Below are 12,180 nucleotides of genomic sequence, written 5' to 3' on the forward strand. Positions count from 1 at the left end.
TTGGTGACCTGCCGCCTAATCTGCGCCCGTCTGCGATCAGGCAGCTTTGTTACCCAATGGGCTAGAGGTGGTTGTGAGCAGCAGATTGATGGTGGGAGCGCTGGCATTGGTGCTCCTGGCGGCAGGGACGACCAGCGCTTCGGCGGCGGATCCCCTGGTCTCCCGCGGCAAGGCGGTCACGGCGTCGTCGGTGGAGGCGTCCGGGTACGAGCCGGACAAGGCCGTGGACGGCGACGCCGGTACGCGGTGGGCCTCGGCGCTCGGCACCGCCCAGGAGTGGGTCCGGGTCGACCTCGGCTCGGCGCACTCGGTCAGTCGCGTGCGGCTGAGCTGGGAGGCGGCGTTCGCCAGGGCGTACCGGGTGCAGACCTCCGCTGACGGTGGCGCGTGGAACGACGTGTTCACCACCAGCACCGGGGACGGTGGCGTCGACGACCTGACCGTGTCCGGCAGCGGCCGGTACGTGCGGGTGCTGGGTACCGCTCGCGGTACGGAGTGGGGCTACTCGCTCTGGGAGTTCGAGGTCTACGGCGTCGGGGACGGCACACCGCCGCCCACCGGGGTCGCGGTGCCGTTCGGCAGCCGGCAGCAGCCGTACGCGGCCGGGATGCTGAGGCCGTCCGGCAGCACGTCCACTGTGGACGCTCAGGTGGTGGACCACTACCAGCGCTGGAAGAACGCCTTCGTCCGGCAGAACTGCGGCAACGGTTGGTACCAGGTGATCTCGCCCGATGCCGACCATCCGTACGTGGCCGAGGCGCAGGGGTACGGCATGGTCGTGGTCGCGACCATGGCCGGGGCCGACCCGGACGCCAGGAAGATCTTCGACGGGCTGGTCAAGTGGAAGATCGACCACCCGTCCTCGATCAACCGGGACCTGCTGGCCGCGGAGCAGGACGTGAACTGCCGCAGCGTCAACGGCGGTGACGGTGCCACCGACGGCGACATGGACGTGGCCTACGGGCTGCTGCTCGCCGATCGGCAGTGGGGTTCCGCCGGGACCTACAACTACAAGCAGCTGGCGGTCCGGCACATCAACGCCATCAAGGCGAGCGAGGTGAACCCGCAGACCAACCTGCTGAAGCTGGGGGACTGGTCGAGCGCGGGGGACCAGTACTACTACCTGTCGCGGTCCTCGGACTGGATGGTCGACCACTTCCGGGCGTTCCGGAAGGCGACCGGGGACGGGGCGTGGGACACGATTCGCGGCGCGCACCAGAACGTGATCGCGCAGCTCCAGCAGAACTACGCGCCGGGGACGGGGTTGTTGCCGGACTTCGTGGAGAACACGAACTCCTCGCCGCGGCCGCCTGCCGGGCAGGTGCTGGAGAGCGTCAACGACGGCAGGTACTACTGGAACGCCTGCCGCGTGCCGTGGCGCATCGGCGCGGACGCGGTGACCAGCGGGGACCCGCAGTCGCTGGCGGCGGCCCGCAAGCTCAACACGTGGGTCAAGGCCAAGACCGGCGGTAACCCGAACAACATCGCGATGGGATACCAGCTCAACGGCACGCAGATCTCCGGTGGCAGTGCCGCCGCGTTCTTCGCGCCGTTCGCGGTGGTCGCGGCGACCGACTCGGGCAGCCAGGCGTGGCTGGACGCGTTGTGGAACAAGATGGTGCAGACGCCGGTCGACGGCGGCAGCTACTTCTCCGCGAGCATCCAGCTGCAGGTGATGATCACGGTCACCGGCAACCACTGGGTGCCGTGACCTGACGGCCGGCGGGGCTGTTCCGGGTCTCGCCGGCCGTGCTGTCCGAACGCGCAACACTGGGCCGTACCTCTTGTGAGCTGCGCAGACGCCTGCCTACCGTCCCCTCCACTCGCATTGGCAGTTTTGTTAACCAATTGCTGGAGGCGGTCGTGGGCGGCAGAAAGACGGCATTCGGGGCGGCCGGGCTCGTGCTCGGCCTCCTCGTCGCCGGAACAACCATCGCGTCGGCGGCGGATCCGCTGGTCTCGCGCGGCAAGGCCGTCACGGCCTCGTCCGTCGAGGGCAGCGGGTTCGAGGCGGGCAAGGCGGTCGACGGCAGCGCGTCGACCCGCTGGGCCTCGGTCGAAGGGCACGACCCCGAGTGGCTGCGGGTCGACCTCGGCTCGGCGCACTCCATCAGTCGCGTCAAGCTGAGCTGGGAGGCCGCGTACGCGAGGTCGTACCGGGTCCAGACCTCGGCCGACGGCTCGGCGTGGACCGACGTGTTCACCACGAGCAGCGGTGACGGCGGCACCGACGACCTGACGCTGTCCGGCTCGGGGCGCTACGTCCGGGTCTACGGAACGGCGCGCGGCACCGCGTACGGCTACTCGCTGTGGGAGTTCGAGGTCTACGGCGTCGCCGGAGGCACCCCGCCGCCGACGACGACCACCACGACCACCACCACACCGCCTCCGAACGGACTGGGTTATCCGTTCGGCAGCAGGAAGTCCCCGTACGCGGCGGGCACGCTCCGCCCGTCCGGCAGCACGTCCACTCTGGACGCCGAGGTCGTCGACTACTACCAGAAGTGGAAGGCCGCGTTCGTCAAGCAGAACTGCGGCAACGGCTGGTACCAGGTCATCTCGCCGGACGCGAAGTTCCCTTACGTGGCCGAGGCGCAGGGCTACGGCATGGTGATCACCGCGCAGATGGCGGGCGCCGACCCGGACGCGAAGAAGATCTTCGACGGCCTGCTCAAGTACAAGCTCGCGCACCCGTCGGTGAACAACCCCGACCTGCTGGCGTCCGAACAGGACACCGCGTGCCGGAGCGTCAACGGCAGCGACAGCGCCACCGACGGCGACATGGACACCGCGTACGGACTGCTGCTCGCCGACAGGCAGTGGGGCAGCACCGGCACGTACAACTACAGGCAGATCGCGGTCAAGAACATCAACGCGATCAAGAAGAGCCTCGTCAATCCCACCACGAACCTGCTGCTGATGGGCGACTGGTCCGGCCCCGGCGACAGCAGGAAGTACTACGGGTCGAGGTCGTCGGACTGGATGCCGGACCACTTCCGCGCGTTCCGCACCGCCACCGGCGACGGCGCCTGGGACACCATCCGCACCAAGCACCAGGACCTGATCGCCCAGCTCCAGTCGAAGTACGCGCCGAGCACCGGCCTGCTGCCGGACTTCGTGCAGGACACCAACAGCACGCCCAAGCCCGCCGTCGGCAAGGTGCTCGAAGAGGACGAGTACGACGGCAAGTACTGGTACAACGCGTGCCGCGACCCGTGGCGCATCGGCGCGGACGCCGCCCTCACCGGCGACGCGAAGTCGCTGGCGGCCGCGCGCAAGATGAACTCCTGGATCAGGAGCAAGACCGGCGGCGACCCGAACAAGATCGGCGTCGGCTACCAGCTGAACGGCACGCAGGTCCAGAGCGGCACCGACGCGGCGTTCGTCGCGCCGTTCGCCGTCGCCGCCACGACCGACGCGGGCAGCCAGGCCTGGCTCGACGCGTTGTGGACCAAGATGCTGGCCACGCCGATCTCGACCGACACGTACTTCGGCGCGAGCATCCAGCTGCAGGTGATGATCACGGTGTCCGGAAACCACTGGATCCCGTAGCCGCCAGAGGATCAAATGGTGCGATGGGGACAGCAAGAGCTCGTCGCATCGCCCAGCGGATCCACCGGGGGCAGCTCCAGTACACCGGGGAGCTGCTCCTGGACCGGCTGGAACGGGTCGCGCGCGCCGTCGAGGAACGTGGTGGCGGCTGGGCGGCGACCCAGGCCGCGTGGCTGCACGAGGCCCCCCGGACCGGGGCCGACCTGCTGCACGAGGGCGTGCCGCTGAGGGTCGTGCAGGTGGTGGACGCGCTCCAGACGGTACGTGGCTGGTCGAAGCCCGCGTCCGCCCGTGTGCGGCGCGACGAGGAACTGGTGCGCGACGCGCTGGAGGCCGACGGGCTTCGCGGTCGGCAGAAGACCCCGCAGCGGCCTGCCGAGCCGCTGGACGTGCGGAGGCTGCCGAAACTCCTCGCCGACTACCGCGCGGAAGCCGATCCGGACGTGCGCGGGGAGATCTACGGGCTGCTCTGCCTGCCGACCGGCCTCGACACCCCGGAGGTCGCCGCGCTCGCCGAGCGGTGGTGGGACTCGGAGGACGACTGGGAGGCGGCCGTCGCGGTGCTGGCCGCCCGCGGTGCCGGGTTGCTGGACCGCGAACGGGTGCTGGTCAAGGCGGCCACCGGCGAACCCCACGCGGCGAGGCTGGCGCTCGACCACCTGGCCGGGGAGGGCACCCCGGAGGAGATCGAGGTGCTGGGGTCGATCGTGCGCAGGCCCGAGGTGCGGTGGCGCTGGGTCCGCTGCCAGGCGGTGGCGAGGCTCACCGAGATCGGCGGTGAGGCGGCGGAGGCCGCGTTGCGGGACCAGGTGCTCACCCCGATGGACCCGCCGTGGCGCACCGACCGGTCCTGGTTGCACCGCAACGCCGCGGCCGTGACGCCCCGGATGATCGAGGTGTTGTCCGATCCCGAGTGGCAGCACGAGGCCTCGTTCGCGCTGGGCGAGCTGCGGGCCGCGGAGGCCGTGGGCGCGTTGTGCGCGAGCGCGCGGACCGCGGAGACGCCGGTGCAGCAGATCCAGGCGCTGGGGCGGATCGGCTCCCCGGAGGCGGGGCCGGCCCTGGCGGACCTGGCGGTCGCGCACGCCGAACCGCGGGTGCGGGAGGAGGCGTTGCTGGCGCTCGGCAGAACCGGCGGGGCGGACGTCGTCGCCGTGGCGATGGCGGCGTGCGACGACCCGAGCGTGCGGGTGCGGAACCGCGCCGCCCGCGTGCTCGCGCGGCACGCCGACGAGCGGGCGGTGACCACGCTGATCCGCCTGTGCGACACCGGGAACGCGGCGGTGGCGGCGGCCGCGCTGGCCCGCCTCGGCGACCCCAGGGCGGTGCCGACGTTGTGGCACCTGTTCCTCCACCACCACGAGAAGGCCGCGCGGCACGCCGCCGGCCGGGGCCTGGCTCGCATCGAGGGACCTCAGCTGTGGTCCTACGGCAACGATCCCCGCGTCCGGCGCGCGTACATGTGGTTGCTCGGGCACAAGCCGGAGTGGCACCTCAGGTCCCTGCTCGACGGGACCAGGGACGGCGACGCGATGGTGCGCACCCGTGCCGTGCAGGCGCTCGGCCGGCGGCGCGACCCCGAGGGCGCGATGCACCTCCGCCTGGCGCTGGCCGATCCGGACCCGAGGGTCTCCTCCGCCGCGAAGGCCGCGCTGGAACTTCTCGGAGACACCGCTTGACCTTGACCCTGGGTCAAGGTTCGAGGGTATGGGCATGGACAACGACTTCATCGCCCAGACCGCCGCCCGCTTCGCCATCCCCGGCGCCGCCGTCGGTGTCTTCCACGACGGCCGCGCGCACTACCTCACCCACGGCGTGACCAGCGTCGAGAACCCGTTGCCGGTCACGGAGGACACGCTCTTCCTGCTCGGCTCGGTCACCAAGACCTACACCGCCACCGCGATCATGCGGCTGGTCGCGCAGGGCCGGGTCGAGCTGGACGCTCCGGTGCGTCGGTACGTGCCGGAGTTGAAGCTGCTCGACGACCGCGAGTTCACCGTCCGCCAGTTGCTGAACCACACGTCCGGCCTCGACTGGGGCACGCTCGTCGACACCGGCGAGGGCGACGACGCGTTGCGCCGGCACGTCGGCGAGCTCGCCACGCTCACGCTCATCGGCGAGGTGGGGGAGCGGCCGTCCTACAGCCAGTCCGGCTTCAACCTGGCCGGGCGGATCATCGAGAACGTCACCGGGCAGACCTACGAGCAGGCGATGGCGTCGTTGCTGCTGGAGCCGCTCGGGCTCGGCGGCACGCACTTCGACCGGGACGCGGTGATGACCCGCCGGTTCGCCGTCGGGCACGAGAAGGGCGAGGTCGCGCGGCCGTGGCGGCACTGGCGCGCCAACAACCCCGGTGGTGGCATCGCGGCCTCGGTCGCGGATCTGCTGGCCTGGGCGCGGTTCCACCTCGGTGACGGTGACGGGATCGATCTCGCGGCGATGCGCGTGCCCACGGCGGTGCTGCGCGGCAGCAACCTCGGCGACGCGATCGGGGTCGGCTGGTTCCTGCGCGAGATCGACGGCGTGCAGGCGATCGGGCACGGCGGCTCGTCCAACGGGCAGTTCGCCGAACTGCTGATCGTGCCCTCACGAGGGTTCGCGGTGGTGTCGGTCGCGAACCAGGGCCCCGACGGCATCCCGTTCAACCAGGCCGTGGTGCGGCAGGCGCTGCAGGACCACGCCGGGTTGCTGGACCGCGACCCCGAGCCGTTGCCGTACGACGCGGGGAAGGCGGCTGAAGTCGTTGGCGGGTATGACAACGACGCGATGGTTATGTCCATTCAGGACGAAGGCGGGCTGGTGCTGGAGGTGCTGATCCGGCCGGAGATCCGGGCGTCCGCCGAGATGGAGCTGCCGGCCGACCACGCGCCGTTCCCGATGGGACTGCTGCCGCGCGACGAGTACGTGATCACCGGCGGAGCGTTCAGCGGGCAGCGCGGGTTCTTCACCCGCGACGCGGACGGCGTGATCGTCGGCGTCGATCTCGCCGGACGCATGTTCGGCCGGGTGCGATGATGCCGCGGTGATCACGATCGGCCAGCTGGCCCGGTACGCGGGCGTGACGATCAAGGCGGTGCGGCACTACCACAAGGTGGGGCTGCTGCCGGAACCCGAGCGCGACCACTCCGGCTACCGGCGCTACTCCGCCCAGGACGCGGTCGACCTGGTCAAGATCCGCACGCTCGCCGAGGCCGGCGTGCCGCTCGCCCGCGTCAAGGAACTGCTGGTCGCCGACTCCGACGAGTTCGCGGCGGCGATCAGCGAGATCGACGAGGCGTTGCGCCGCCGTGAGGAGGAGATCCGGCAGGCACGCGCACGGGTCGTGCGGCTCGAGGCGGGAGACGCGCTGGTCGTGGACCCGAAGGCCGTCGCGCTGCTGGACCTGTTGCGGGAGCTGGGGGTCAGCGACCGCGGCCTGCGGATGGAACGCGAGGTCTGGGTGCTGATGCAGGCCGTCGCACCGGACGAGGCGGCGATCTGGCTCGACGACAAGCTGGAGTCGCTGGCGGACCCCGAGTTCCAGCGGATCTACCTGGCCTACGACGAGGCGTTCGGGTTCGCGCCGGACGACCCGCGGCTGCCCGCGCTGGCGAGGCGGGCGGCCGCGTGGCTCGCGGACAGGCCGGAGATGCCGGTGGCGGACCCGGAGATCACGGCGCTGGCGATGGCCGCCGCCGGCGCCTCCTCGCCTGCCTGGGACGCGCTCAGTAGAGCGTCCGCATGAACGCCGGGCCGCCCTGCTCGTCGTTGCGGCCCTTCTCCACGAACGCGATGTTGTGGTGGAACGAGATGCCGCTGATGTTGCGTTCCAGGTAGGAGCCCTGACCGCCGGGGTCGCGCACCTCCGCCTGGTTCAGGCCGTCCACAAAGGACTTCAGCAGGCCCATCGACGTGCCAGCGGGCGCGTCCGGGTGCCCGCCCCAGCTCGGCCAGTACGCGGTCTGCAGGTCCTCCACGACGTAGAGGCCACCGGCCCGGACGTGCGGGAACAGCGCGTGGAACGACGTGCGCACGTGATCGTTGAAGTGGCTGCCGTCGTCGATCACCACGTCGAACGGCCCGAGCTCGCGGCCCAGCCGGTCGAGGAACCCCGCGTCGGACTGGTCGCCCTGGATCGCCGTGATCCGCGGGCCGGTGACGGTCTTGGGCACGATGTCGAGGCCGTGGATCAGGCCGCGCCGGAAGTACCGCTGCCACATCCGCAGCGACCCGCCGCCGCTGTCGGGGGACTCCCAGCCGCCGATGCCGATCTCCAGCACCTTCACCGGTTCGTCGCGCAGGCGCGCGAAGTGCCGTTCGTAGTGCTGCGTGTACCAGTGCAGGTCGCCCCACTTGTCCGACCCGAACTCCACGGCCAGCTCACCGAGGTCGCGCCGGCCGGGCCGCAGCGCGGACAGCAGCTGCTGCACGGCGTCCGCGAGGCCCTTGCGGCGGTGGAACCAGCCCGCGACACCGCGCTCGTCCAGCTCGGGGTCGGGCGTGCGGACGGCGAGGCTCGGCCACGGCCGTTCGCCGGTGCCGTAGAGGCCGCGCACGGCGTCGGCGAGGTCGAGCGAGACCGTCACGTCGGAGTCGGTGCGCAGGTGGGAGGTGGTGCGGCCGGCGAAGGTGAGGTCGAGCCGGACGTCGTGCTCCCCGATCTCGGCCAGCAGCGCGTCCGTCACGGCGTCGGGGGTGAGCCGGCTGATCGTGTCGTCCAGCAGGTCACGGCCCGCGGTGACGGCCTGGAGCAGCGGAGCGAGAACCGTCCACCGTGCGACCACGAAGTCCCCCTTGTGCGGCTTGAGTCTGGCTTGAGCGTGACCGTTTTACGATCAAATCTATGGGGATCCGACGTGTTTCTTGCATGATCTTGGCTGTAGTTCTGGTCGTGTCCGGCGCGGGACCGGCGCAGGCGGGAGAGCGGCAGTTGTTGTACTACAACCACGCGTGGGGAACGTACGACCGCGCCACCGCGGACGCGGTGGAGCACTCGGCGTACCTCAAGGAGTTCGCGGACTTCGAGGTGCGCACCACGACAGGCGCGGACGGCCGGTCGTGGACAGGCCGCTACCTGCGGGGCCACCTGAGCTACATGGAGGTCTTCGGACCCGGTGACGTGCCCGGCAAGGACGGCGAGCCGGGAGGGGCGGGGCTCGCGCTGTCGACGGACCACGACGGGGACATCGAGAAGCTCCAGGCGAAGCTGACGGCGGCGGGGTCGAACCCGATCGAGTTCACCCAGACCCGCGACTTCGGCGACGGCGTGCACGTGCCGTGGTTCGACGCGTTGTTCCTGCACGAGACCTACGAGCGGTTCGGCACGTGGGCGATGGAGTACCGCGACGAGTACCTGGAGGACCCGCGCGCCGAGGTGGGCCCGCCGAGGTTCCCCGGCGACGTCAGCAGGGAGCGCTACCTGCCGGACACCTACAAGCGGAAGCTGATGCGCGACATCACGCTCATGCAGTTCGACGTCACCGCGTCCGACCTGAGGGACACCATGCCGTTCCTGCGGGTCGGCGGCTTCTCGGTGCGGACGGACGGCGACTCGGTCGTGGCGTCGCGCGGAGGTACGACCCTGCGGTTCGAGGCGGTGCCCTCGACGCGGACCGGGCTGAAGCGCGTCGAGTTCGAGCTCAACCGCCCGGTGGCGCGGCACGTCGAGCAGCTGGGCACGTCGACGCTGGTCGTGGGGCCGGGCAAGCGCGCGGTGTGGACGTTCTGACACCCTTGGTCCCAACGGACCAACGATCGGGGTGTCGGGGTGCTCGTCGGGCGGGAGCGGGAACGGGAACGGCTGGCCGCGCTGGCACGCTCCGGCGGGTCGTTGCTGATCGCCGGAGAGCCGGGCGTGGGCAAGTCGGCGTTGCTGGCCACGCTCGACGGTCACCTGGTCACCGGCGTGGAGGCCGAGCAGGACCTGCCCTACGCGGGCCTGCACCAGGTGCTGCACCCGTTCCTCGACCTGTCCGCGGTGCCCGGTGTGCGGCGCGCGGCGCTGGAGGTCGTGTTCGGACTGTCAGACGGTCCGGTGCCGCCGTTGCAGCTGGTCGGGCTCGCGGCTCTGGACGTGCTGTCGGCCTCCCGCTGCGTGGTGCTGGTCGACGACGCGCAGTGGCTGGACCAGGCGAGCCAGGACGTGCTCGGGTTCGTGGCACGCCGCCTGACCGGTTCGGCGCTCGTCGTGGTGGCGCGGGAGCCGGTGTTCGCGGGAGTGCCGACGCTGTCGCTGCAACCGCTCTCACCGGATGACGCTCGTTCCTTGCTGGCCGAGGTCGCTCCTGCGCTGAGTGCTGAACGCCGATCCGTCGTGCTCGCGCTGGCGGCGGGCAATCCGTTGGCGCTCAGCGAACTTCCGCTCGGCGGTGACTCGCTGGAGGAGGCGTTCGCGGCGCGGTGTGCGGCGCTGCCCGCCGAGTCGCGCTCGTCGTTGCTGTCTTTGGCTTTGGGCGGGCCGGTCCGTCCTGAGCTCGGCGCCGCCGTCGAGGCTCGGCTGGTGTCGCGGGACGGCGCGTTCCGGCACCCGTTGATCAGGTCGGCGGTCGTGCGCTGTGCCGGGGCCGACGAGGTGCGCGACACCCACCGGCGGCTGGCTTTCGCCGCCGTGCAACCGGATCAGCGCGCGTGGCACCTGGCCGAGGCCGCTTCGGGCGCCGACGAGAACGTGGCGTGCCTGCTGGAGAAGACCGCGGACCGGGCGTTGGCGCGCGGCGGGGCGGTGGCGGCCGTGCGGGCTCTGGAACGGGCCGCCGGGTTGGGGGATCCGGCCGCGGTGGTGCGCCGTTCGTTGCGCGCGGCCGAACTCGCCGCCGAGGCGGGGCGCCGTGACGACGTCGACCGCATCCTGACCTCGTTGCGCGGCCTGGACCTGACGGCTCGGGAGCGCGCGCTCGTGACGTGGCTGCCCACGGCGTTCGACGACGGCGTGGGCGTGGCGGGCCCGGCCGAACTGGTGGGGCTCGCCGAGTCTGTCGCGGCCGACGACGTCGAACTGGGCCTGCGGATCTTCTGGAGCGTCGCGATGCGCTGCTTCTGGGTGGAACCGGGCCAGGCCGTCCGCGAACGCATCGCCGCCATCGCCCGCCGCCTGCCGATCGACCCGCACGACCCGCGCATGCTGGCGATGGCCGCCTACGTGTGCCCGGTGCAGCAAGGTGACGCGGTGGTGGCGGGCCTGCGCGAGGTGACCGGCGCGGGCGCCTCCGCTGCCGGTGTGGGCGCTCGTGCCGCCGATGCGGGCGCTCCCGCCGCTCGTGCGGACGCTCCCGCTGCCGGTGTGGGCGTCCCTGCCGCCCGTGTGGACGTTCCTGCCGCCGGTGTGAGCGCTCCCGCCGCTCGTGCAGATGCTCCCGCTGCCGGTGTGGGCGTCCCTGCCGCCCGTGTGGACGTTCCTGCCGCCGGTGTGAGCGCTCCCGCCGCCCGTGTGGACGCCTCCGCCGCTGGTGCGGACGCTCCCGCCGCAGGTGTGGGCGACCCCGCCGCTGGTGTAGGCGACCCCGCCGTCGGCGCGACCTGCCCACCGACCGACGACCCGGCGACTCTCCGCCTGCTCGGCAGCGCCGCGCTGCAGGTGGGCGCGTTCGCCGACTCCGTGCGTCTCTCGCACGCCGCCGGACTCGGCTTCCGGGCCCAGGGCCAGTACGGACTCCTCGCCCGCGCGCTGGCCGTCGAGGCCTGGAGCCGCACCCGCCTCGGCGACCTCGCCGAACCGCTGGCCCGCGAGGCCGCTCTGCTCGCCGAGGAGACCAGCCAGCCGTACATGCGCGGTCTGGCCCTCGCGGTGCAGGCCGAGATCGCCGCCCTCCGAGGCTGCTACGAACGGTGCGCCTCGCTGTGCGCCGAGGCCGAACGCATCGGCCTCGCCGCGGGCGCCCGCCCGGTCCTCGCCACGGTCCAACTCGCCCGCGGCCTTGCCGCCCTGGGCGAGGGCCGCTACGCCGACGCCTACGCCGCGATCCTCCGCGTCCACGACCCGGCCGACCCCGCGTACCAGCTGGCGCTGCGCCGGTACGTGCTGCCCGAACTCGCCGAGGCCGCCACCCGCAGCGGCAACGCCGACGAGGCCCGCAAGATCGTCGAGGAGCTCGACACCGCCACCACCTCACCGGCGTTGGCGTCGGGCCTGCGGTACGCGCGGGCGCTCCTGGCACCGGAACCCGAGGAGTCGTTCGAGGCGGCCTTGGACGCCGAGAGCTCGCCGTGGGACCGCGCCCGCGTGCGGCTGGCGTTCGGGGCGTGGCTGCGCAGGCAACGGCGAGCGGCGCAGGCCCGTCCGCACCTGAAAGCGGCGGCGGAGGCGTTCGAGGCGTTCGGCACGACGGACTGGGCGGAGCGGGCACGGGAGGAGCTGCGGGCGTCGGGCGAGTCGCGGGGCGTCTCGGGCGACCTGACCGAGCACGAGCTGACGATCGCGCGGCTGGCGGCGGACGGGCTGACCAACAAGGAGATCGGCGAACGCCTGCACCTCTCGCACCGCACGGTCAGCACGCACCTGCACCGCATCTTCCCGAAGCTCGGGGTGACGGCTCGCGCGGAACTGCGGGAAGCGCTGGAGGGAGCGATGGGCGAGTAGCGGCGAGAAGTGCTTGCGCGGGCGGGGCGGACCGATGACGTACCCCGGCACCGTCACGTGACGCTCGCGACGCC

Annotated in this window: 8 protein-coding genes; 7 read left to right on the forward strand and 1 reads right to left on the reverse strand. The window is 71.9% G+C overall.

The window, feature by feature from the left end; genetic code table 11:
• Positions 1 to 73: 73 nt before the first annotated feature.
• The 5 genes from ACQEU1_RS43515 (at position 74) to ACQEU1_RS43535 (ending at position 7,276) form a co-directional block, all read left to right on the forward strand.
• On the forward strand, positions 74 to 1,711 hold the full coding sequence (locus ACQEU1_RS43515) for a glycosyl hydrolase family 8 (RefSeq protein ID WP_433216209.1): 1,638 nt from the start codon (positions 74 to 76) through the stop codon (positions 1,709 to 1,711).
• 152 nt (positions 1,712 to 1,863) lie between these two features.
• Positions 1,864 to 3,552: a glycosyl hydrolase family 8 gene (locus tag ACQEU1_RS43520; protein ID WP_433216212.1), complete on the forward strand. Its 1,689-nt coding sequence runs from the start codon at positions 1,864 to 1,866 to the stop codon at positions 3,550 to 3,552.
• Positions 3,553 to 3,575: 23 nt separating this feature from the next.
• Positions 3,576 to 5,231: a HEAT repeat domain-containing protein gene (locus ACQEU1_RS43525; protein WP_433216215.1), complete on the forward strand. Its 1,656-nt coding sequence runs from the start codon at positions 3,576 to 3,578 to the stop codon at positions 5,229 to 5,231.
• A 34-nt stretch (positions 5,232 to 5,265) separates the two neighbouring features.
• On the forward strand, positions 5,266 to 6,567 hold the full coding sequence (locus ACQEU1_RS43530; protein ID WP_433216218.1) for a serine hydrolase domain-containing protein: 1,302 nt from the start codon (positions 5,266 to 5,268) through the stop codon (positions 6,565 to 6,567).
• 7 nt (positions 6,568 to 6,574) lie between these two features.
• Positions 6,575 to 7,276 carry a MerR family transcriptional regulator gene (locus ACQEU1_RS43535; protein ID WP_433216221.1) on the forward strand — a complete coding sequence of 234 codons (702 nt, stop codon included), beginning with the start codon at positions 6,575 to 6,577 and terminating at the stop codon, positions 7,274 to 7,276.
• Here ACQEU1_RS43535 and ACQEU1_RS43540 read toward each other — a convergent pair.
• Entirely contained in the window at positions 7,257 to 8,315 is a 1,059-nt protein-coding gene (locus ACQEU1_RS43540) for a hypothetical protein (protein ID WP_433216224.1), read from the reverse strand. The genes ACQEU1_RS43535 and ACQEU1_RS43540 overlap by 20 nt on opposite strands.
• Positions 8,316 to 8,398: 83 nt before the next feature.
• Here ACQEU1_RS43540 and ACQEU1_RS43545 point away from each other — a divergent pair, with 83 nt between their 5' ends.
• Positions 8,399 to 9,259, forward strand: coding sequence for a DUF5829 family protein (locus ACQEU1_RS43545; RefSeq protein ID WP_433216227.1), 861 nt, complete (start codon positions 8,399 to 8,401; stop codon positions 9,257 to 9,259).
• Between the two features lie 39 nt (positions 9,260 to 9,298).
• The gene (locus ACQEU1_RS43550; protein ID WP_433216230.1) at positions 9,299 to 12,106 is read left to right on the forward strand and encodes a LuxR C-terminal-related transcriptional regulator; all 2,808 of its coding nucleotides are present in this window, start codon (positions 9,299 to 9,301) and stop codon (positions 12,104 to 12,106) included.
• The last annotated feature ends 74 nt before the right edge of the window (positions 12,107 to 12,180 follow it).

Origin of the sequence: Lentzea sp. CA-135723 (assembly GCF_050936595.1) — a bacterium.
In the GTDB taxonomy this organism is placed as follows: Bacteria; Actinomycetota; Actinomycetes; order Mycobacteriales; family Pseudonocardiaceae; genus Lentzea.

What these genes read in the sequence shown, in the direction of transcription:
- ACQEU1_RS43525 (WP_433216215.1), top strand. Translation starts at nt 3,576, where the DNA reads ATGGGGACAGCAAGAGCTCGTCGCATCGCCCAGCGGATCCACCGGGGG.
- ACQEU1_RS43530 (WP_433216218.1), top strand. Translation starts at nt 5,266, where the DNA reads ATGGACAACGACTTCATCGCCCAGACCGCCGCCCGCTTCGCCATCCCC.
- ACQEU1_RS43545 (WP_433216227.1), top strand. Translation starts at nt 8,399, where the DNA reads ATGATCTTGGCTGTAGTTCTGGTCGTGTCCGGCGCGGGACCGGCGCAG.